General features: G+C 74.1%; 21 protein-coding genes. 17 read left to right on the top strand and 4 right to left on the bottom strand.

Annotated features, from left to right (window positions below; genetic code table 11):
- Positions 1-197: 197 nt before the first annotated feature.
- Both AB0O29_RS22220 and AB0O29_RS22215 read right to left on the bottom strand, forming a co-directional pair.
- Positions 198-2432, bottom strand: a complete 2235-nt coding sequence (locus tag AB0O29_RS22220) for an acetate--CoA ligase family protein (RefSeq protein WP_365153886.1) — start codon at positions 2430-2432, stop codon at positions 198-200.
- A 205-nt stretch (positions 2433-2637) separates the two neighbouring features.
- Complete coding sequence (locus AB0O29_RS22215) at positions 2638-3795, bottom strand: NAD(P)/FAD-dependent oxidoreductase (RefSeq protein WP_365153884.1); 1158 nt, start codon at positions 3793-3795, stop codon at positions 2638-2640.
- Positions 3796-3967: 172 nt separating this feature from the next.
- Between AB0O29_RS22215 and AB0O29_RS22210 the strand changes: the two genes are divergently transcribed.
- From AB0O29_RS22210 to AB0O29_RS22200, 3 genes are all read left to right on the top strand, one after another.
- Positions 3968-4741 carry a maleate cis-trans isomerase gene (locus tag AB0O29_RS22210; RefSeq protein WP_365153882.1) on the top strand — a complete coding sequence of 258 codons (774 nt, stop codon included), beginning with the start codon at positions 3968-3970 and terminating at the stop codon, positions 4739-4741.
- Positions 4742-4810: 69 nt separating this feature from the next.
- Positions 4811-5263 carry a DoxX family protein gene (locus AB0O29_RS22205; RefSeq protein ID WP_365153880.1) on the top strand — a complete coding sequence of 151 codons (453 nt, stop codon included), beginning with the start codon at positions 4811-4813 and terminating at the stop codon, positions 5261-5263.
- Positions 5260-5670 carry a Zn-ribbon domain-containing OB-fold protein gene (locus tag AB0O29_RS22200; protein ID WP_365153878.1) on the top strand — a complete coding sequence of 137 codons (411 nt, stop codon included), beginning with the start codon at positions 5260-5262 and terminating at the stop codon, positions 5668-5670. Before AB0O29_RS22205 ends, AB0O29_RS22200 begins: the two co-directional genes overlap by 4 nt.
- A 36-nt stretch (positions 5671-5706) precedes the next feature.
- On the opposite strand, the gene AB0O29_RS22195 is transcribed toward AB0O29_RS22200, so the two are convergent.
- Positions 5707-6372 (bottom strand): pyridoxal 5'-phosphate synthase, encoded by a 666-nt coding sequence (locus AB0O29_RS22195; protein WP_365153876.1) that lies wholly within the window; start codon positions 6370-6372, stop codon positions 5707-5709.
- 31 nt (positions 6373-6403) lie between these two features.
- Positions 6404-7390 carry a LuxR C-terminal-related transcriptional regulator gene (locus tag AB0O29_RS22190; protein ID WP_365153874.1) on the bottom strand — a complete coding sequence of 329 codons (987 nt, stop codon included), beginning with the start codon at positions 7388-7390 and terminating at the stop codon, positions 6404-6406.
- 265 nt (positions 7391-7655) lie between these two features.
- On the opposite strand from AB0O29_RS22190, the gene AB0O29_RS22185 reads away from it, so the two are divergent.
- From AB0O29_RS22185 to lanKC, 14 genes are all read left to right on the top strand, one after another.
- The gene (locus tag AB0O29_RS22185) at positions 7656-7967 is read left to right on the top strand and encodes a hypothetical protein (RefSeq protein WP_365153872.1); all 312 of its coding nucleotides are present in this window, start codon (positions 7656-7658) and stop codon (positions 7965-7967) included.
- Positions 7968-8004: 37 nt separating this feature from the next.
- On the top strand, positions 8005-8964 hold the full coding sequence (locus tag AB0O29_RS22180) for an LLM class flavin-dependent oxidoreductase (protein WP_365153870.1): 960 nt from the start codon (positions 8005-8007) through the stop codon (positions 8962-8964).
- 61 nt (positions 8965-9025) lie between these two features.
- Positions 9026-10063, top strand: a complete 1038-nt coding sequence (gene mpaB / locus AB0O29_RS22175; protein WP_365153868.1) for a daptide biosynthesis RiPP recognition protein — start codon at positions 9026-9028, stop codon at positions 10061-10063.
- A gap of 4 nt (positions 10064-10067) precedes the next feature.
- Complete coding sequence (gene mpaM, locus AB0O29_RS22170) at positions 10068-10922, top strand: daptide-type RiPP biosynthesis methyltransferase (RefSeq protein WP_365153867.1); 855 nt, start codon at positions 10068-10070, stop codon at positions 10920-10922.
- On the top strand, positions 10919-12220 hold the full coding sequence (mpaD, locus tag AB0O29_RS22165; RefSeq protein ID WP_365153866.1) for a daptide-type RiPP biosynthesis aminotransferase: 1302 nt from the start codon (positions 10919-10921) through the stop codon (positions 12218-12220). The genes mpaM and mpaD overlap by 4 nt, the downstream gene beginning before the upstream one ends.
- Entirely contained in the window at positions 12217-13398 is a 1182-nt protein-coding gene (mpaC, locus tag AB0O29_RS22160) for a daptide-type RiPP biosynthesis dehydogenase (RefSeq protein WP_365153864.1), read from the top strand. The genes mpaD and mpaC overlap by 4 nt, the downstream gene beginning before the upstream one ends.
- 132 nt (positions 13399-13530) lie before the next feature.
- Positions 13531-13707 carry a daptide-type RiPP gene (locus tag AB0O29_RS22155; protein ID WP_365153862.1) on the top strand — a complete coding sequence of 59 codons (177 nt, stop codon included), beginning with the start codon at positions 13531-13533 and terminating at the stop codon, positions 13705-13707.
- A gap of 82 nt (positions 13708-13789) precedes the next feature.
- Complete coding sequence (locus AB0O29_RS22150) at positions 13790-13966, top strand: daptide-type RiPP (protein ID WP_365153860.1); 177 nt, start codon at positions 13790-13792, stop codon at positions 13964-13966.
- Between the two features lie 97 nt (positions 13967-14063).
- Positions 14064-14219, top strand: coding sequence for a daptide-type RiPP (locus AB0O29_RS22145; protein WP_365153858.1), 156 nt, complete (start codon positions 14064-14066; stop codon positions 14217-14219).
- 166 nt (positions 14220-14385) lie between these two features.
- A complete protein-coding gene (locus AB0O29_RS22140; protein ID WP_365153856.1) occupies positions 14386-14580 on the top strand; it encodes a hypothetical protein in 195 nt (64 codons plus the stop codon).
- Entirely contained in the window at positions 14577-15356 is a 780-nt protein-coding gene (locus tag AB0O29_RS22135) for an ATP-binding cassette domain-containing protein (protein ID WP_365153854.1), read from the top strand. Before AB0O29_RS22140 ends, AB0O29_RS22135 begins: the two co-directional genes overlap by 4 nt.
- On the top strand, positions 15349-16092 hold the full coding sequence (locus AB0O29_RS22130; RefSeq protein WP_365153852.1) for an ABC transporter permease: 744 nt from the start codon (positions 15349-15351) through the stop codon (positions 16090-16092). The genes AB0O29_RS22135 and AB0O29_RS22130 overlap by 8 nt, the downstream gene beginning before the upstream one ends.
- A 14-nt stretch (positions 16093-16106) precedes the next feature.
- Positions 16107-17765 carry a daptide biosynthesis intramembrane metalloprotease gene (gene mpaP, locus AB0O29_RS22125; RefSeq protein ID WP_365153850.1) on the top strand — a complete coding sequence of 553 codons (1659 nt, stop codon included), beginning with the start codon at positions 16107-16109 and terminating at the stop codon, positions 17763-17765.
- Between the two features lie 55 nt (positions 17766-17820).
- Positions 17821-20349, top strand: a complete 2529-nt coding sequence (lanKC, locus tag AB0O29_RS22120) for a class III lanthionine synthetase LanKC (protein WP_365153848.1) — start codon at positions 17821-17823, stop codon at positions 20347-20349.
- The last annotated feature ends 3 nt before the right edge of the window (positions 20350-20352 follow it).

Below are 20352 nucleotides of genomic sequence, written 5' to 3'. Positions count from 1 at the left end.
TCCCCTACCCGCCCTTCCACCGTTCCCCGGGCGCTGCCCGGACCCGTTCCGGGCGCTCCGCGCCCGGTGCGCTCAAACGCCGCGCGGGCTGGATTTCGCGCAGCGAAATTCCAGCCCCGCCGGCGTTTGAGGCGCGGGGGTCTGGGGCGGAGCCCCGGGGAGGCCCCGCGCAGCGGCACGCCGGGGCCCCGCGCAGCTCAGTGGCAGATGGCCAGTGCGTCCAGTGCCACCGCCCCCTGGCCGCGGGGGAGGACCATCAGGGGGTTGATGTCCAGCTCCGACAGCTCGTCGCCCAGTTCGAGGGCCATCCGCTGGACCCGGAGCACCACCTCCACCAGCGCGTCCACGTCCGCCGGCGGAGCCCCCCGTACGCCGTCCAGCAGGGCCGCGCCACGGAGTTCGCGGAGCATCGTGCGGGCCTGGTCCTCCCCGAAGGGGGGTACGCGGACCGCCGCGTCGTGGAGGACCTCCACCAGGACGCCGCCCAGGCCCACGGTGACGGTCGGGCCGAAGAGGGGGTCCCGGGTGACGCCGACGACCATCTCGACGCCGCGTTCGACCATCTGGCAGACCAGGATCCCGTCCAGCGGGATGTTCTCGTAGCGGGCGATGTCCGTCAGCTCGCGGTACGCGTCGCGGATCTGGCTCGCCGAGGTGAGGCCGACCTTGACCAGGCCGAGTTCCGTCTTGTGGGCCAGCTGGGGGCCCGAGGCCTTCATCACCACCGGGTAGCCGACCAGGCCCGCCGCGCGGACGGCGGCCGCCGCGCTGGTGACCAGCTGTTCGCGCGGGACGCGGATGCCGTAGGCGCGCAGCAGCTGCTTGGCGGAGTGTTCGCTGAGCTGCTGGCCGGGGCGCATCAGGGCCTGGGCCTTGCGGTAGGAGGGGGAGGGGGTGCGGGGGGCCTCGTCGAAGGGGGAGCGGTAGGAGGCCGTGAAGCGGTGGTGGCCGAGGTAGGCGCGGACGGCGGTGATGCAGTTGCCGAAGGTGCGGAACGTGGCCACGCGGGAGGAGCCGAGGAGGGTGGAGCGGTACGCCTCCTCGGTGCCGACGGGGGAGCCCCAGATGACGCAGACCAGCTTGTCGGTGGCTTCGGCGGCGTCGACGAGGTCCTGGGCGAGCTTGTCGCTCATCGGGGGGAAGGGGCCGGTGATCGGACAGATCAGCACGCCGACGGAGGGGTCCGCGAGGATCGCGTCGATGATCTTGCGGCCGCGCCAGTCGCCGACGGGGTGGCCGCCGTTGTCGACGGGGTTGGCGACGTTGAGGTAGGACGGGATCCACTGGTGGAGCTCGGCCTGTTTGGCCTCCGAGAGGGCCGGGAGGGTGAGGCCGGCCTCGGTGGCCAGGTCGGAGAAGTGGGCTCCGGTGCCGCCGGAGATGGAGTAGACGACGACCCCCTCGGCCTGCGGGGGCCTGGCCCGGGCGAGGAGGGCGGCGGTGTCCTGGAGCTCGTCGAGGCCGTCCACGCGGATGACCCCGAACTGGCGCATGGCGGCGTCCACGACGGTGTCGGCGCCGGTCAGCTTGCCGGTGTGGGAGGCGGCCATCCGGGCGCCGGTCTCGGTGCGGCCGACCTTGACGGCGACGACGGGGACCCTGTTGCGGGCGGCCCGGTCGGCGGCGAGGAGGAAGGCGCGGCCGTCCTTGAGGCCCTCGACGTAGCAGGCGATGGCCCCGACCTCGGGGCGCTCGGCGAAGTACGAGATGAAGTCGGAGGTCTCCAGGTCGGCCTCGTTGCCCGTGGGGGCCCAGTGGGAGAGGCGGATGCCCAGCTCCTGGAGGGTGTAGACGGGCCGCCCCTGGTGGCCGGACTGGGTGATCAGGGCGATGGCCGGCCCGTCGAGGTCCTCGCGGAACCTCTCGAAGGCGTTGAGGTTGGTGTTCGGGCCGAGCAGCCGCAGCCCCGAGCGCCGGACGGCGGCGGCCAGCCGGGCCTGGGCGGCGGCGCCGCTCTCGCCGGTCTCGGCGAAGCCGGAGGCGAAGGCGACCGCGAACTTGACCTTGGTGTCGGCGAGTTCCTCGATGACCGGGATCGGATCGGCGACGAGGAGGACGGCCAGGTCGACCTGTTCGGGCAGCTCGGCGACGGAGGCGTGGCAGGGCAGCCCGAAGACGGAGGTCCGGGTGGGGTGGACGGGGTGGACGCGGGCGCCGACGCGTTCGGCCCAGGCGATCAGCTGGCGGGTGATGCCGGTGTTGGGGCGGCCCTCGGTGTCCGAGGCGCCGATGACGGCCACCGACTCCGGCCGGAAGAACCGGTCCAGGTCGGGTACGTCGGAGTGCAGGGGCCGGCCGCTGACGTCCACTTCGGCCGTGTCCCCGGCGGCCGGCGCCGCCGTGGAGTGGACGGCGGTCCTGGGGGTCTCCCCGCAGGCCTCGACCCGTGCGCGGAAGTCGGTGGTGAGGGTGCCGTGAGTAGATCCAAGCATCGCTTCGCCCCGCCCTGCTCGATGAACCTCGGTGGAGTCGTCGTTAGCTGACGTGTTGTCAGATTACTGAACTGACGCGCCGTCAGGAACAGGGATGCGCAGGAAAGGTGGTGGAGGTGGTGTGCCTGAACGGTGGCAGAGGTGTTCGGGGACCGTCCAGACCGGATCCGGCCGAGCGACGGCCCGGCGGCGGCCGAGCGCCTGCCTAGCGCGCGAGGGCCTTCGAAATGCGCTTCGCGTCCCGGGACAGTTCGCGGAACATGCCGCTGATGGGGTTGGTGTAGCCCTGGAAGTAGAGGTCCGGGGCCTGCGGGACGGTCCGGGGGCCGTGGGCGAGGGGGCGGCCGCGCTCGTCCAGCACGCCCAGGTGGCCCACCAGGGACTCCAGGCCCCGGCGGTAGCCCGTCGCGGCGATGACCGCGTCCGGGGCGATCTCCGTACCGTCCGCGAGGAGGACGCGCTCGTCCTCGAAGGAGGCCACGGCCGCCACGGGCTCCACCCGGCCGGTGCGGACCGCGTCGATCAGGCCCACGTCCTGGACCGGGATGGCCCCCTGCCGCGCCCTGCTGTACAGGCCGGGCGCGGGCCGCGGGAGCCCGTACGCGGACAGGTCCGGCACCGAGGCCTTCGCCGCCAGCGCCCCCAGCCGGTCCACGAGCCGCACCGGCAGCCTGCGGACGAGGATCCCCGTGCGCTGCGCCGGCCAGCCCAGCGTCGAGCGGCGCACGATGTGCGGGGCCGTGCGCACCGCGAGCCGCACCCGGGCCGCTCCGCCCTCGGCGAGGTCCACGGCTATCTCGGCGCCGGTGTTGCCGACGCCGACCACCAGCACGTCCTGCCCGGCGTACGGGGAGGGCTCGCGGTAGCCGGAGGCGTGCAGCAGCCGCCCGGTGTACGTCCGCGCCCCCGGCCACGCCGGCAGGTGCGGGGTGTGGTTGAAGCCGGTGGCCACCACCACCGCCCCGGCCGCCAGCAGCCGGCCGCCCGAGGCGTGCAGGGTCCAGCCCTCCCCGTCGGCGGCGCGCTCGATCCGGGTGACCTCGACGCCGGTGACCAGCTCCAGCTCGTGGTGTTCGGCGTACTTCTCCAGGTAGCGGACCACGTCGGCCCGGGCGACCCAGCGGCCGAAGCGGCGGGGCATCGCCAGGCCCGGCAGGGCCGACAGCCGCCGCGTGGTGTGCAGCCGCAGCCGCTCGTAGTGGGCCCGCCAGGAGGGGGCGACCGCGTCCGACCGCTCGACGACCACCGCGCGCACCCCCCGGGCGCGCAGCGCGGCGGCGACGGCGAGGCCGCCGGGGCCCGCGCCGATCACGTACACGGGGCGGGGCTGGGTGCTGGTCAGGTCGGGTGCGGGCGCGGACATGAGGAGTGAGCGTATCGACACACAGGGTTGATGGGTCTCGGACGAGGAGGGAATCGATTGCGGATCGGTCACGGGGGCCCGGCCGGCGGTCCGCGGCCCGGCGCGGCTCGGCGGCGGAGTCGGCCGGACCCTGACAAAGTGGGGCGTCCCGGTACTCGGAGAGGAGCGCGTGATGTGGCAGCCCGACGGGTGGGACGTACGCGTCCGCCTCGGTGTCCTCACCCCCCACGCCGACGTCGGCCCCGAGTCGGAGCTGCGCGCCATGGCCCCGGCCGGGGTCGGCCTGCACTACGCGCGGGTGCCCTTCGCCGCGATGGGGCGCGGCGGCGTGACGGAGGCGACGATCCCGCTGGCCCCCGTACGGGCCTTCGCCGAGCCCCCGCAGGTGGACGAGGCCGCCGCGCTGCTGGCGGCCGCGCCGGTGGCGGCGATCGCCTACGCCTTCACGAGCTCCTCGTACGTGATCGGCGCGCGCGGGGAGGCGTACATGCTGGCCCGGCTGCGCGAGCGGGCCGGCGGCCTGCCGGTGGTCGCCACCTGCGCCGCCGCCGTGGAGGCGCTGCGCGCCCTGGGGGCCGGGCGGATCGCGCTCGTCGATCCGCCGTGGTTCGACGAGACGCTGAACGAGCTGGGCCGCGGCTACTACGAGGAGGCCGGTTTCGAGGTCCCGTACGCGGCCCCCTGCGGGCTGCCCGGCGGGCAGGCGCAGGTCAGCCCGCAGGGGCTGCACGACTGGGTGGCGGGGCAGGTGGGGGACGCGGCGGAGGCGGTCGTGATCGGCGGGAACGGTTTCCGCGCGGTCGGGGTGATCCAGGCCCTGGAGGCCACCCTGGGCCGCCCGGTGCTGACCGCGAACCAGGTCCTGCTGTGGTCCGCCCTGCGCGCGGCGGGTGCGGGGGCGGACGGGGTCGAGGGGTACGGGCGGCTGTTCACGGAGGTCGTCTGAGGCCTTGCGCGATCGCCCCCGATCCGCTGAACTGACGTACCGTCAGATCAAGTGGAGGGGTGGCGGTCCATGCAGACCATCTGGCTCAGCGGGGCCGAATGGCTCGCCGTGCTGCGCATCGGCCTCGGCCTGTGGTGGCTGGAGAGCTGGCGGCACAAGGACAAGAAGGGCTGGTTCGAACGCGGCACCGGCATCGCCTGGGCCGCCGACGTGGCCGGCAAACACCGGTGGTCCTTCGTCAGGAGCGGCTTCGCGGCGGTCGTCCAGCCGCGCCCGCGGCTCATGGCGTACGTGGTCGTCTACGCGGAACTCGCGCTGGGACTGGGCCTGGTCCTCGGCTTCCTGACCCCGGTGGCGCTGGTGGGCGGACTGCTGCTCAACCTGCTCTACCTCGTGCTGATGATCCACGACTGGGCCGAGCAGGGACAGAACGCGATGATGGCGCTCATCTCCGCCGTCGCCCTCTTCGCCATGGCCTGGCAGACCTGGTCCCTCGACTCCGCGATCGGACTCTTCACGTGAGCGCCGCACGGTACGACCTCCCCGAGGCCGACGAGTTCACCCGCCCCTACTGGGACGCCGCCGCGCGCGGCCGGCTGCTGCTGCGGCGGTGCGCCGACTGCGGGCGCGCCCACCACTACCCGCGCGAGTTCTGCCCCTCCTGCTGGGCCGGCGAGGACCGGGTGGCCTGGGAGGCGGCGAGCGGCCGCGCGACCCTTTACACCTGGTCGGTGATCCACCGCAACGACCTGCCCCCCTTCGGCGAACGGGTCCCGTACACGGCCGCCGTCGTCGACCTGGAGGAAGGCCCCCGGATGATGACCCAGGTCGTCGACTGCCCCGAAGCGGACCTGCGCGTCGGCATGCCGCTGCGCGTCACCTTCCGGGAGATCGCCGACGGGGTGTGGATCGCCGTGTTCCAGCCCTGAGAACGGCCGGGCCGGGGGGCGGTGGGGCGTCCGGGCTCAGGGCCAGAGCAGCTCGCGGGTCCAGCCGTCCCGCCCGTCACGGCGGTAGCGCAGCCGGACGTGGCGGCGGGCCGCGTCACCCTGGAAGAACTCCGCCTCCACCGGCTCCAGCACGTACCGGGTCCAGGTCGGCGCCGGGGCGTCCGGCTCCGCGCCCGCCCGCTCCCACGCCGCCGCCGAGGCCGCCGCCAGCTCCTCCCGGGAGCCCAGCACCTCGCTCTGCCGGCCGGTCAGCGCCGCCGCCAGCGCCCCGCGCGAGCGCACCGCCAGGTCCGCCCGGCTCTCCCGCGCACCACAGGCCGTCACCCGGCCCCGGACGCGGACCTGCCGGCCCACCGCCGGCCAGTAGAACACCAGCGCCGCCTCCGGCCGGTCCGCCAGCTGGCGGCCCTTGGCACTGGTGGCGTGCGAGGCGAAGTGCCAGCCCCGCGCGTCCACCTCGTGCAGCATCAGGATCCGCGCGTCGGGCCGGCCCCCGCCGTCCACCGTCGCCAGGCTCATCGTGTGCGGCTCCGCCTGCCCCGCCCGCGCCGCGTGCACGAACCACTCCCGGAACAGCTCCGCCGGCTCCGCGGGCGCCGCCGCCGGATCGAAGCCGGGCAGGACGGTGTCCCAGACGCGCAGGGAGTGCAGGACCTCGTGGAACTCCGATTCACCGGTCATGCCGACAGGCTAACCGCGCCCCCGAACCGGCTCAGATCCACCCGTGGTCGCGGGCCAGCAGCGCCGCCTGGAAACGGTTCGTCGCCCCCAGCCGCTGCATCAGGTCCGCCACGTACTTGCGGTACGTCCGCACCGACACCCCCACCTCGCGCGCCCCCGACTCGTCCTTCTCCGCCTGGTACATCGTCGCCAGCACCTTGCGCTCGATCTCGCTCAGCTCCCCCTCCGGACCGGGCCGGGCGGCCACCGCGTCCTCCAGCGGCACCGAGTCCGACCACATCCGCTCGAACAGCGAGACCAGGTTCGCCACCAGACCCGTCTCCCGGATCACCAGCGCCCCCAGCCGCGGGTTCTGCGGATCGATCGGGGTCAGCGCCGCCGTCCGGTCGAAGACCAGCATCCGCTCCAGCGGCTTGTCCGAGATCCGGATCTCCGCCCCCATCGCCGCGATCTCCTGGAGGTAGGCCAGCGTCGGGGCGTCCTCCACGGCCGCCGGCCGCATGATCGTCCGCATCCGTATCCCCCGCCGCAGGATCCGGGCGTCCAGCGGCCGCGAGGCCTCGATGCTGGCCGCGCTCAACGCCCCGTGCGGCTGGGTGGTCAGCCCCTCCTGCCGGGTGAAGAACGTCAGCTCGTCGATCACCGCCCGGACGTTCGGCGTCCCCTCCACCCGCTCGATCGCCGGCCGTTCCGACACCTCCCGCGCCGTCGGCCGCACCGCGTCCCGCTCCGCCAGCAGCGACTCCACCACCCGCTGCTCCGCCGCCAGCGAGGTCAGCTCCTCGCGCAGCTCCCGCACCCGCAGGTCGATCAGCCGCTGCACCGCGATCGCGGGCGGCGCCGGGCGGATGCTGCCGTTGTCGGAGAGCGAGGTCATCCCCATCCCCTCCAGCCGGTCCAGCCACTCACCGACCTCCGCCGCGGGACGGCCCAGATGGGCGGCCAGATCGGCCGGAGTCCCCTCCGAGAGACGGAGCAGGCATCGGTACAGGTCCTCGTCCCCGGCCGACAGGCCCAAGGGCGTGAGGCTTCCGGCGTCGCGCAATGGTTCCCCCTCGTGATGGTGCCCCGTGTGGTCAGCACGGTGACGCCGATCATACGAACGGGCGACCCCCCTGACCATGGGTAACGGAGGGCCCCCGGACCCTCCCGCAACCTCCGGCCGTGCAGCTTGCTGCACGCCCCCGCGCAGGAAGCTGCGCCCTCGAAAGCCCCAACAGGACCGCTCGAATCGGCAGTCTTCTCCTTGTCGGAACAACGGCAGCACGACACAGGGGGAAAAGATGAAGAAGACGCTCACGGGACGGACCCGATTCGCACCGGTCATCGCGGGATTCGCGATCGCCGCAGGCATCACCTTCGGCGGCCCGTTCATCCACCCGCCCACCCACGACACCGCCACCGCCTCCGCTCCGGCGCAGGCCTCGGCGGCGGACACGGCGCGGTGCGTCTTCTCCCTCAAGGACCTCGTCGAGTTCGCCGAGAACCCGGCCGCCTGCGCCCCGTCCCTGAAGGACCTCCCGGTATTCGGGGGCAAGGTCCGGCCCGGCCAGGAGCCGGTCACCGACCGGCGCGAAACCTTCGACTGGATTTGACGGAAGCGGACGAGGAAGGAAGAGGGGAGCACACGCCATGACCGCCCATTCGGTCCTCATCCCGTTCCTGCCGCGCAGGCCGGAACAGATCCTCCCCTACGCCGGACTCGTCCACTGGACCCACGCCGAGAGGCTCTGGCAGGGACAGTCCCTGATGGTCGAGCCCCACCACGGCTTCGTCCACGCCGCGGGCTCCGGATTCCGGGTCCCGACCGGACTGGGGGTGACGCTCATGCCGCTGCGCCACCCCTACGAGGCCGCCCTCCAGGCCCGCTCGCTGGCCCTGGCCACCGGGCACCCGGTGGTCGCCGGCTTCGGACCCGGAGCCCCGTCCCTCCAGAAGGCGCTGCTGGGGGCCCCGTACCGCAGTCCGCTCACCGCGGCCCGCGAGTACCTCACGGCCGTACGGGGCCTGCTGGCCGGCGAGCACGTCCGCCTCCAGGGCGAGTACGTCACCGTGGACGCGCAGCTCGCGCCGTTCCCCTCCGCCCCGGTGGAGCTCGGGCTCGGCGTGCTGCGCCCGGCGATGGCCCGGCTGGCCGGGGAGGTCGCCGACGTGGCGATCACCTGGCTGACCCCGGCCTCCTACCTGAGGGACACCGTCCTGCCGGCGCTGCGCGAGGGCGCGGCGAAGGCCGGCCGGCCGGTGCCGAGGCTGACGGCCATCGTGCCCCTGGCGCTCACCCGCGCCGACCGCACGCCCGGCGAGATCGCCTGGGCGAGCAACTCGGCGCACCTGCGGCTGCCGCACTACACGGACATGCTCCGCAAGTCCGGGATCGGCATCACCGGAACGGACCCGGAGGCCGACGCGCGCCTCGCCGTCGAAGGCGGCGCGTTCCTCAGCGGCGACGCGGAAGGACTCGTCGCACGGCTGAGGGAATACGAGGAGGCCGGCGTCGACGAGATCGTCCTCAACGTCACCGGCGTGGCCAACCTCTACGGCCCGCAGGCGGCCACCGAAGAACTCAGGGCGATCCTGTCCGCGCTGGCCTGATCGCTCCGCACATTCACAAGACGTCATCGGTACTGCTCGAAATTGATTGAAAGGGGGAGTCATGGCGGGAATCAAACGACAGCTGATGCTCTGGGGTACGGGAAAGCCGGGCGCGGACCACTCCGCGACGGGAGCCGCGACAGTCGTACTGGAGAACGCGGCCCACCTTTCCGCGCTGCTCGGCTCGGATCTCGTCGGCCCGAATTCCACGGTGTTCGTACCCGGCCTCGTCGAGGACGGCGGCACACCGGAAGGCCCGGTCCTGGCCGGCTACGAGGGATCGCTCAGCGAGCCCGGCGCCGAATGCTCCCTCGGCTCCGACTTCTACCTCCAGATCCAGAACTACGGAATCAGCGCCTACATGTCCGTCGTCGGCCCGACGCTGATCCGCGTCGCCGACGACATGGACCTCGACGCCTACCTCGCCGACGCCGACGAGGCCCGCCGCACGGGCGTCTTCCCCGACTTCCTCACCAACCCCGTCATCCAGCTCGCCGACCTGCCCGCCCTCGGCGCCGGCCCGGCCGGCGACGGCCCCCGCCGCCGCCTCCACGCCGGCCAGGACGGCACCCTGTCCACCGCCCCCGGCGGCGCCCCCCTCGGCGTCCTCGGCGAGGACACCCTCGACGAGCTGGAGGCGCGCTGGTTGCCCGGCGCCGCCACGGCCGCCGCCGCACCGGTCGCCGAGCGCCCCTGGCTGGGCCGCTACCTGGCCGCCGTCGGCGCCGTCCGCGACCTGCGGGCCCGCGGCGCGGCCGACGTACGGGTCTCCGGCTTCGGCGGACGGCTCGGCGCCGCCGCCCGGGCCGCCGACGCCGAGGGCCCCGTCGCGGACGGCACGGACGCCCGGCTGCCGCTGCTGCTGTGGTCCGGGGAGACCGCCTACGTCCACGACCCCGCGAGCGGACGCACCTTCGGGCTCGACCCCGTCGCCGCCGGCCTCGCCGAGGCCCTGCTGGTGTCCGGTTCCACCGCGGCCGCCGCCGCCCACGCCGACCGGGACGGGCTGGAGCGCGTCGCCGCGTACTTCGCCGACGCCGGGATCACCCTGGGCGCCGCCGGCGACCGCTCCGGCGAACTCGTGACGGCGGGGAGCTGACGCCATGACCACCGCACCCACCCTGACGACGGCCACCCTCGACGCCCCCCTCGTCCCGGACGCCGCCGCCGTACCCGGCCGGGCCGGCGAACTGCTGGCCTCCCTCGGCGGGCGCGGCGTCCTCTGCGACCTGTACGACGCCGTCGGCGCCCCCGTCTACCACGACCTGGCCGGCACCGGCACCCACGAGGTGCGCGAGCTCCTCGCCCTGGTCCGCCGCACCCCCGGCCCCGTCCTCGACCTGGCCGCCGGCTCCGGACGGCTCACGCTGCCCCTGCTGGCGCTGGGCCGCGAGGTCACCGCCCTGGAACTCTCCCCGCACATGCTGGACCTCCTCGACCAGCGGCTGGCGGCCGCACCGCCCGCCCTGCGCGAGCGCTGCGAGCCCGTGCGCGCCGACATGAGCCGCTTCTCCCTCGGCCGGACGTACGGGGTGATCGTGCTCGGCACCACCACGATCTCGCTCCTCGACGCCGAGGGCCGGGCCGGCCTCTACCGGGCGGTGCGCGAGCACCTCGCACCCGGCGGACGGTTCCTGCTGTCGACGGTCGACATGTCCGCCGCCGGCTCCGGGCCGGCCGAGGTCGACATGGAGATCGTGACCGACAGCGGCCGCGCCTACCGCCTCTTCGAGCACTGGACCCCCGACTCCGGCTGCCGCACCGTCACCCTCTTCCCCGCCGTCATCGGCGACGAGGGCCCGGTCGAGGTCTGCACCACCACCATCGGCGTCCTGCCCGAGGAGCTGCTGGAGGCCGAACTGGCCGCCGCCGGCTTCGCGGTCCGCTCCCGCCACCCGCTGCCCTCCGTGGGCGAGCGCCACCACGACGTACTCCTGGAAACGGAGGTGACCCCGTGAACCGTCCCCCGGCCCACCCCGCCGGCCACCCGCTGTGGCCCTCCCTGACCGCCCCGGCCGACCAGGGCCGCGAAGACCTCTGCGCGGTCTCCGCCCACGGCGTACGGGTCCGCTTCGCCGACGGCGGTGAACTCCTCGACGGCTCCAGCGGCCTGTGGAACACCAACATCGGCTACGGCAACGAGGAGATAGCCCGAGCCTGCGCCGACGCCCTCCGCGAGGCCTCGTACCTCTCCGTCTTCCGCTACGAGAACACCTACGCCCGGCGCGCCGCCGAGGCCCTGATCGAGGCCTGCGGCCCCGCCCACTACGGCCGCGTGCTGTTCTCCACCTCCGGCGGCGCCGCCAACGACCTCGTCATGAAGGTCGCCCGGCAGTACCAGGCGCTGCGGCGGCAGCCCCAGCGCAAGGTGGTCGTCGGACTGCGCGGCAGCTACCACGGCCTGACCTACGGCAGCTTCGCCCTCACCGGCGACGACCTCGGACAGCAGCTGTACGCCGTCGACCAGCGCTTCGTCCGCCACGTCACCCCCAACGAGCCGGCCGAACTGGCCGCCCTCATGGCCCGGCAGGGCGGCCAGATCGCCGCCGTCGTCGTCGAACCGGTCCTCGGCAGCGGCGCCGTACCCCTCACCGACGAGTACCTCGCCGAACTGCTGAGGCTGCGCCGGGAGCACGGCTTCCTGCTCGTCGCCGACGAGGTCGCCACCGGCTTCGGCCGCACCGGCAGCCTCTTCGCCTCCCAGGAATGGCCCGAACAGCCCGACCTGCTCGTCTCCTCCAAGGGCCTCACCAACGGCACCGCCGCGGCGGCCGTCGTGATCGCCTCCCGGCAGGTGGCGGACGCCTTCACCGAGGCCGGCTCCGTCCTCACCCACGGCGAGACCCAGGCCGGGACCCCGGTCACCTGCGCCGCGATCCTCGCCACCCTCGCCGAGATGCGCCGGCTCGACGCGGTCGCCCTCGGGCGGCGGCTGTCGGCCCGACTCGACACCGAACTGGCCGCACTGACCGCCGCACACCCCCGGATCGCCGGGACCACCGGCCAGGGCTGCTTCCGCTCCGTCCGGCTGTGCGACCCGGACGGCACCCCCTTCCCGCAGGAACAGGTCCACGCCCTGGTCCAGGCGATCCGGGAGGCCGGCGCCATCGTCCACCCCGGGGTGAACGGGGTGCAGCTCATCCCCGCCCTCACCTACACCGACGCCGACCTCGACGAACTCCTCGCCCGCGTCCTCGCCGGGATCGAACTCCACCTGGCGCGGACCGCCGCCGAGGCGGCCGGGGCAGCGGCGTGAGCGCCGGCTGGCACGCCCCGGCCCAGCAGCTGATCGGCTGCGACAGCCTGGGCGCCTGGCTCACCGGACGCACCGAACGGCAGGTCACCGTCCTCGTGGACGCGGCCGTCGCCGGCGCCGCGGTCACCGGCCGGGTGCGCGGCCTGCTGGAACGGACGCCGTACCGGACCCGGGTCCTGGAGCTGTCCGGCCCCGGCGACCTGAACACGGTCCGGGACCTCGCCGACCGGCTCGGCGGTACCGAGCTCCTCGTCGGCATCGGCGGCGGCTCCCTGCTCGACCAGGCCAAACTGGCCGCCCTGCTGAGGACCAACCCCGACGCGTACGCCCGCCTCACGGTGCCGCAGCGCAGCGGACTGCTGGTCCTCGGCCCCGGCACCCGCCGGGGGCTCCCGCTGGTCGCCGTCCCCACCACGGTCGGCACCGGCACCGAGTCCAGCGGGGTCGCCTGCCTGGGCTACCCGCTCCGGGGCAAGCGGCTCATCATGGGCACCGCACTGCGGCCCACGGCGGCCGTCCTCGACCCGGCCGCCACGGCCACCCTCGACGACGAACTCATCGCCGAGGGAGTCCTGGAGGCACTGTTCCGCACGGTCAGCCCGTACGTCGGCGACCACGGGGAACTGCCCACCGAGGACGCCCTCGTCGAGACCATCGCCGAACGGCTGGTCCTGCTGGGGCACGAGGTGCGCGACGCACGCCGCGCGGGCCGCCCCACCGGCGACCGGCTGCGGCTGGAGATCGCCAAGCTCAGCTCGCTGAGCCACGCCGAGTGGGCGCACCTGGGCCGCGACCTGTACGCGGTCAAGGGCTGGCTCATCGCCAACGAGCTGTCCTCCGCGCTCGGCGTACGCAAGATGACCGCGGTCGCCGCGATCCTGCCGCACCTGTGGCGGGCCATCGCCGGCGGCGAGACCCGGCTCGGATCGGCCGCCCGGCTGGAACGGCTGTGGTCCCGGCTGCGGGCCACCGACCCGGACACCCTGCCCGCGGACCCGGCGGCGGGCATCGAGGCCCTCGTCGACTCCTGGGGGATCGGCCGGCGCATCGACGCCGGACCGGACCGCCTCGCCGACATCGCGGGCCGCACCGTCCGCGCCTGGGGAGCAGGACTGCCGATGCTCGGCGGGCTGCGCACCGACGAGGTGTACGGGCTGCTGGCCCGGACCGCGGCCTGAGCCACGCCCCACCCAAGAGCTTCCGCACCCGTAGGCACACATGTCGCGCGGTGCGGTCGGAAAAGCACGAAAAAGCAGCAAAAAGCACCGCAGAGCACACCCTGATCGACTCACCCGGAACAGGAGTACCTCATGCAGGAGAACCTCGCGCTGGACGCCTTCCCCGCCCTTGAGCTCGGGATGCAGGAGCTGGAGGCCATGGAGGCCCCGGGCTGGTGGACGGCCGTCGGCGTCAGCGCCGGTGTCGTCGTCGCCTCGGCCGCCGGCTACGGCAGCTACGTCGCCTCCGCGGCCATCATCGCCACCTGAGCGGCCCGTACCGCCCAGGGCGGTACCCGCGGACCATCCGCTGAACCACCACCGCACCACCCACACGGAACAGGAGAGACCCATGCAGGACAACCTCGCGCAGGACGCCTTCCCCGCCCTCGAGCTCGGGATGCAGGAGCTGGAGGCCATGGAGGCCCCGGGCTGGTGGACGGCCGTCGGCGTCAGCGCCGGTGTCATCGTCACCTCCGCCGCCGGCTACGGCAGCTACGTCGCCTCCGCGGCCATCATCGCCACCTGAGCAGCCCGTACCGCCCAGGGCGGTACACCGACCGCACCGGTCACACCGACCGCACCGGTCACACCGATCACCGATCACACCGATCACAGGAGAAGACATGCAGGACGTTCTGAAGCAGGAGATCCCCACCCAGGGCCTGGAGCTCGGCATGCAGGAGCTGGAGGCCATGGAGGCCCCCGGTTTCTGGTCCGGCTTCAAGACCGGCCTGGTCATCAGCGGCGCCGCGATCGCGTCCGCCACGCTGGCCACCTGATCGTCCCGGCAGCACCCGCTGCCGCAGCGGTCACGCAGTACGACGACCGAACCAACGGTCGCCCAGGGTGACTTGGTCCCGTGGCGGTGGCGAGAGCCACCGCCGCGGGCCCCCCGGGGCCGTCCGTGAACCACCCGCACAGACCCGAAGGAAGAGGGAGACAGACATGGCGAAGGCCAACCCCCGCAAGGGGTCGAACGGCGCGCTCGGGACCACCGTCGCGCTCCTCGCGATAGCGCTCGCCGTCGCCAACCTGCAGTTGTCCGGCCCCGCACAGGTGGGCGCCATGGTGGCCCTCGGCCTCGCGCTGATCGGCTGCGTCGCCCGCATCGGCGCCAACTCCCGTACGGACAAGCGGTGAGCGCCGCCGGCGTCGTCCGCGCCAACGGCCTGACGAAGCGCTTCGGCTCCTTCGAAGCCGTCCACGACCTCACCTTCGAGGTCCGCCCCGGCCGCGTCACCGGCCTCCTCGGCCGCAACGGCGCCGGCAAGTCGACCTCCCTGCGCATGCTGCTCGGACTGGTCCGCCCCACCGCCGGAACCGCCACGATCTTCGGCCACCCCTACACCGAACTCCCCGACGCCGCCCGCCGCGTCGGCGTCTGCATGGACGGCATCGGCCCCACCCCCGGCGCCTCCGGCCGCCGCGACCTGCGGATCTGGGCCCGCGCCCTCGGCGTCGGCGACGGCCGCGTCGACGAGGTCCTGGACCGCGTCGGCCTCACCGACAGCGCCGACCGCGCCGCCAAGGGCTACTCCACCGGCATGCGCCAGCGCCTCGCCCTGGCCACCGCCCTCCTCGGCGACCCCGAACTGCTGATCCTCGACGAGCCCGCCAACGGCCTCGACCCCGACGGCATCCGCTGGCTGCGCGACACCCTGCGCGCCCTCGCCGCCGAGGGCCGCACCGTCCTCGTCTCCAGCCACCTCCTCGCCGAGGTCGAGCAGACCGTCGACGACGTGGTGATCGTCCAGCGCACCCTGCGCTTCGCCGGCTCCCTCGCCGAGCTCACCTTCGACGGCGTCGAACGCCTCGAAGACCGCTTCTTCACCCTGATCGACGACGAGGACCCGGCCCCCGGCGCCCTCGCCGCAGCCGGCACCGGCCCGCGCACCGAAAGGCCCGTCCATGCGTAACGTCATCTCCGGCGAGTGGATGAAGGCCTGGACCGGCCGCACCTGGCTGATCCTCGCCTCCGCCGGGATCTTCATGTCCCTGCTCACCAGCTTCGGGTACGCCTCCCAGGGCGACGAGGCCGTCGCCGCCGGCCGCACCACCGCCGCCGCCGTCACCGACGACATCGTCCAGGCGTGGATGATGACCTTCCTGATGTCCGCCGTCGCCGGCGGCATCCTCGTCACCCGCGAGTACACCTCCGGCGCCATCGCCCGCTCCGTCCTCCTCAGCGGCGGCCGGCTGCGGCTGCTGTCCGGCAAGGCGCTCGTCGCCACCGCCGTCGGCGTCCTGAACGGCCTCCTCGCCATCGGCCTCGCCGTCGCCTGCGCCTTCCTGCTGCCCGGCCACTTCGGCTACGGCACCGACTGGACCGGCCACACCACCCGCATCGCCCTCGGCGTCCTCGCCGTCAACGCGATCGCCGCACCCTGGGGCGCCCTCCTCGGCTGGATCATCCGCAACCAGCTCGCCACCGTCGTCACCGTCATGGCCACGACCCTCCTCGTGGACCCCGGTGTCCAGGAACTCGCCCCCAAGGCCGCCAAGTACCTCCCCACCATCGCGATGAGCTCCGTCTACCTCGACGGCAAGCCCGAGCTGCTCTCCGTACCGCTCGCGCTCGCGGTCCTCGCCGGCTGGCTGGCCGCCGCGGGCCTCACCGCCCGCAAGCTCCTGCTCTCCCGCGACGTCATCTAAGGCGTGATGCAGACATGTCCACCAAGACGGCACCCCGCCCGGCCGCCGCCGACTGGGACCCCGCGCTCCTGGAACGCCCCCGCGTCGCCCCCGACGTCGAGATCCACGAGCCCGCCGAGACCGGTGCCCCCTGGGTCCTCCAGCGCGGCCACCACCAGCACTTCCGCGTCCAGCGCGACATGGCCCGCCTGGTCCGCGCCATGGACGGCACCCTCGACCACACCGGCCTCGCCGAGGTCCTCGGCCCACCGTGGACCGCGCAGCACGTGGACACCGCCGTGCGCAAGCTCGCCGAGACCAAGGTCCTCGACGACGGCAAGCCCGCCCCCCGCCGCAGCACCTGGTTCCGGTTCGTCCCCCCGATGACCCTCCAGTTCACCGTGCTGCGCCCCGAGCGGCTCCTGGCCCGCCTCACCCCGGTCATCAACCTGCTGGCCTCCCGCGCCGCCGCCGTCCTCGCCGCCGCGTTCGTCCTCGGCGGGGTCCTCGCCCTGGCCCTGCTGGCCCCCGAGGTGGACGCCGCGCTCGGCCGGCCGCTCCCGTTCTCCGCCTACTTCGGCGTCCTGATCGGCGTCCTGGCCACCACCGCCGTCCACGAGGTCGGCCACGGCGCCGTCCTCACCTACTACGGCGGCCGGCCCAGCCGGATGGGCGTGATGCTCTTCTACATGTCGCCCGCCTTCTTCTGCGACGTCTCCGACGGCTGGCGCCTCTCCCGCAAGGAACAGCGCGTCCGCGTCGCCCTCGCCGGGATCGCCACGCAGAGCGTCATCGCCGGCGCGGCCGCCCTGACCGCCCTGTTCCTCGGCGCCTCGGACCTGCGCGACGCCGTCCTCGTCTTCGCCGTCGCCACCTACACCAGCGGCATCGTCAACCTGCTGCCCTTCGTGAAGCTCGACGGCTACATCGCGCTGATGAGCCACCTCGACGTGCCGCACCTGCGCGACCGGGCCATGACCGACGCCCGCCGCTTCCTCGCCAAGGTCCTCTTCGGCGGCCGCCACACCCGGGAACTCCCCGGCCGGCCCTGGGCGGTCGCCTTCGGCCTGGCCTGCATGGCCTTCCCCCTCTACGTCATCGCCGGCGCCCTGACCCTCTGGTCCGACCTGCTCCAGCGGCTCGGTGCCGTCGGCACCTCCACCGTGCTGATGGCCGTCTGCTACCTCGTCTACCGCATCGGCCTCGGCTTCACCCGCCTCGCCAAGGAGGGCCGCACCGCCGGCGCCCCGATGTGGCGGACCGCCGCCGCGGCCGTGCTGCTCACGGCGGCGGCCGGGGCCGCGCTGGTCCTCGTACGGCTGCCGCTGACCGTGGCCGCCGGATACGTGGCCCAAGACGACCGGGGCCGGATCGAACTGGTCCTGCCGAGCACCGCCGACCTGTCGGGCATCCGCCCCGACGCCGCCGTGCGGCTCTACCGGGCCGGGGTGATGACCCGCGAGCAGACCGGCACCGCGACCGTCGCCGCCGGGGCCGCCACCCGCACCACCGCGCCCCTGTCGGCGTTCCTCCCGGTGGCGTCCACCCCGCTCGAACTGCCCGTCGCCGCCTACCCGCTGACCGTCACCCAGGCCCCGGCCGACCGTGCCGGAGCGGCCCAGGTCGACCTCGGACGGCTCCCGCTGGGCGAGTGGCTGTACGCGAAGTACGTCACCCCGCTCTGGCGCCGGTAACCCGTCCCGGCCCTCCCCCCCCGGCCCACTTCACCCGTCACGAACGGAGCGCATGATGGATCTTCGGTACCTGAACTACTGCCGGCCCGGCAATCCGTTCTACGACGTCGAGGCCACCGCCGCCACCGACCCCACCGTCTTCCCGGCGGTCACGGGCCCGCTGCCCGAGGGCTGGACCCGCACCGACAACACCCACTGGCTGCTGATGACCCCGCCGGACACCCGGCTGCCCGGCCAGGGCTGGAAGATCCACGTGTCGGCCACCCTCGACAACGCGCCCCGGCTCCTGGACCTGGTCTGGGACTTCTGCGTGGCCGAACGGGTCACCTTCAAGTTCATCCGCAGCGCCGCCATCCTCAAGCAGCGCAACAGCAAGTACGGGGACCGGGGCAGCAGCGGCAAGTTCTTCACCGTCTACCCGGTCGACGAGGCCCAGCTGGAGCGGATCCTCACCGGACTCGGGGACCTCCTCGACGGCGAGCGGGGCCCCACCATCCTCAGCGACCTGCGCTGGCGCTCCGGCCCGCTGTACGTGCGCTACGGCGGGTTCGTCTCCCGGCTGGGCCGCTCCGAGACCGGCGAGCTGGTGCACTGCATCGAGGACCCCGAGGGCCGCCTGGTGCCCGACGTCCGCGGCCCGTCCTTCCGGCCGCCGTCCTGGGTGACCCTGCCCGACTGCCTCGCCGGCGCCCTCGCCGCCCGCAACTCCGCCACCCTCGGCGACTTCCCGTTCCGGGCGACCCGGGCCCTGCACTTCTCCAACGGCGGCGGGGTCTACGAGGCCACCGACACCCGCACCGGAGCGTCCGTCCTGCTCAAGGAGGCCCGCCCGCTGGCCGGCCTCGACGAGGAGGGCGCCGACGCCGTGGCCCGGCTGGAGCGGGAGCACTGGGCGCTGGACAAGCTCGCCGGTCTGGACTGCATCCCCGCGGTCACCGACTACCGCAAGGGCCACGAGCACTGGTTCCTGGCCCGCGAGTACGTCGACGGCAAATCCCTGGCCCGGGAGCTCCTCAGCCGCAACCCGCTCGTCGCCGACGACCGCACCGAAGGCGCCTACGAGGCCTACACGGCCTGGGCGCTGAAGGTCCTCGACCAGGTCGAGGCGGGCGTCGACGCCATGCACGCCAAGGGCGTCGTCTTCGGCGACCTCCACCCCAACAACATCATGGTCCGCCCCGACGACACCGTCTCCTTCATCGACCTGGAGACCGCCACGGCCGTCGAGGACGAGGCCGCGCCGGTCATCGGCGCCCCCGGCTTCCGCGCCCCCGCCGGGTACACCGGCACCGCCGTCGACCGGTACGCGCTGGGCTGCGTCCGGCTAGGCGTGTTCGTACCGCTGACGGTGATGGCGACCTGGTCCCCGGCCAAGGTCGACCAGCTGATCGACCTGGTCACCGCCCACTTCCCGGTGCCGGCCGACTTCGCGGAGCGGGTCCGGCGGGACCTGGGCGCCGACCCGCACCCCGGGCACGTCCCCGAGGCCGACCCGCGGCCCCTGTGGACCCGGCCCACCGCCGCGAGCTGGCCCGCGCTGCGGCGCACCCTCGCCGAGGACCTGCTGGCCAGCGCCACCCCGCACCGCGAGGACCGGCTGTTCCCGGGCGACGTCGAGCAGTTCGCGCTGCCCGGCGGCGGGGCCTCCTTCGGCTTCGGCGCGGCCGGGGTGCTGTGGACCCTGTCCGAGCTGGGCTTCGCCCCGGCCGAGGAGCACGTGGCCTGGCTGGTGGACGCCGCCGCCCGCACCCCCGACCTGCGGCCCGGCTTCTACGACGGGCTGAGCGGGATCGCGTACGCCCTGGACCGGCTCGGCCGGCCCGAGGAGGCCGCCGCCGTACTGGCCCGGGTGGACGCCGCCCCGCTGGAGGACGTGGACCACGGCCTGTTCGGCGGCCTCGCCGGGATCGGCCTGACCCAGCTGCACTTCGGGCGTACGGAGGAGGCCGCGCGGATCGCGGCCCTGCTGGCCGACCAGAGCCCCGGCGGGGTCGCGGGCCGGCCCCGGCCCGGGCTGATGCGCGGCGCGGCGGGCGGCGCCCTGCTGATGCTCCGCCTCCACGAGGCCACCGCCGACCCCAAGTACCTGCACCTGGCGGGGGAGTCGCTGCGGCACGACCTCGCGGAGGCGGGCTGGACGGAGTCGGCCGACGGCTCCGCCGACGCCCCGTGGAAGGTCCCCTTCCTCTCCTTCGGCGGCGCGGGCCTGGGCATGGTCGTCGAGGAGGCGGCGCGGGTCCTGGACGACCCGCTGTTCCAGGCCGCGCGGGACGCCCTGCGCGAGGTCACCGCCCCGCCCTTCATGCTCAACTCCGGTCTCTTCCACGGCCGGGCGGGCGCCCTGCTGGCCCTGCGCCACCTGCACGACGGGACCCCGGCCACCGAGGCGGCCGTCACCCGCCACCTGGACGCCCTCGGCTGGCACACCGTGCGCTGCGACGGCCACCTGGCCTTCCTCGGCGACCACACCCTGCGCCTGTCCGCCGACCTGGCGACGGGAACGGCCGGAGTCCTCCTCGCGGTCGAGTCGGCCCTGGGTGATGCTGGTCCGGGCCTGCCGTTCCTCGGGCCGGGCACCCGCTGACCC

The organism is Streptomyces sp. NPDC089915 (assembly GCF_040684675.1).
GTDB lineage: Bacteria > Actinomycetota > Actinomycetes > Streptomycetales > Streptomycetaceae > Streptomyces.
This window is presented reverse-complemented; position numbering and strand designations above follow the sequence as displayed.

Coding starts and splice junctions, on each gene's coding strand:
- AB0O29_RS22145 (WP_365153858.1), top strand. CDS start 14,064: ATGCAGGACGTTCTGAAGCAGGAGATCCCCACCCAGGGCCTGGAGCTC.
- AB0O29_RS22215 (WP_365153884.1), bottom strand. CDS start 3,795: ATGTCCGCGCCCGCACCCGACCTGACCAGCACCCAGCCCCGCCCCGTG.
- mpaB (WP_365153868.1), top strand. CDS start 9,026: ATGGCGGGAATCAAACGACAGCTGATGCTCTGGGGTACGGGAAAGCCG.
- AB0O29_RS22150 (WP_365153860.1), top strand. CDS start 13,790: ATGCAGGACAACCTCGCGCAGGACGCCTTCCCCGCCCTCGAGCTCGGG.
- mpaM (WP_365153867.1), top strand. CDS start 10,068: ATGACCACCGCACCCACCCTGACGACGGCCACCCTCGACGCCCCCCTC.
- lanKC (WP_365153848.1), top strand. CDS start 17,821: ATGGATCTTCGGTACCTGAACTACTGCCGGCCCGGCAATCCGTTCTAC.
- AB0O29_RS22130 (WP_365153852.1), top strand. CDS start 15,349: ATGCGTAACGTCATCTCCGGCGAGTGGATGAAGGCCTGGACCGGCCGC.
- AB0O29_RS22205 (WP_365153880.1), top strand. CDS start 4,811: ATGCAGACCATCTGGCTCAGCGGGGCCGAATGGCTCGCCGTGCTGCGC.
- AB0O29_RS22155 (WP_365153862.1), top strand. CDS start 13,531: ATGCAGGAGAACCTCGCGCTGGACGCCTTCCCCGCCCTTGAGCTCGGG.
- AB0O29_RS22180 (WP_365153870.1), top strand. CDS start 8,005: ATGACCGCCCATTCGGTCCTCATCCCGTTCCTGCCGCGCAGGCCGGAA.
- AB0O29_RS22140 (WP_365153856.1), top strand. CDS start 14,386: ATGGCGAAGGCCAACCCCCGCAAGGGGTCGAACGGCGCGCTCGGGACC.
- AB0O29_RS22220 (WP_365153886.1), bottom strand. CDS start 2,432: ATGCTTGGATCTACTCACGGCACCCTCACCACCGACTTCCGCGCACGG.
- AB0O29_RS22195 (WP_365153876.1), bottom strand. CDS start 6,372: ATGACCGGTGAATCGGAGTTCCACGAGGTCCTGCACTCCCTGCGCGTC.
- AB0O29_RS22185 (WP_365153872.1), top strand. CDS start 7,656: ATGAAGAAGACGCTCACGGGACGGACCCGATTCGCACCGGTCATCGCG.
- mpaP (WP_365153850.1), top strand. CDS start 16,107: ATGTCCACCAAGACGGCACCCCGCCCGGCCGCCGCCGACTGGGACCCC.
- AB0O29_RS22210 (WP_365153882.1), top strand. CDS start 3,968: ATGTGGCAGCCCGACGGGTGGGACGTACGCGTCCGCCTCGGTGTCCTC.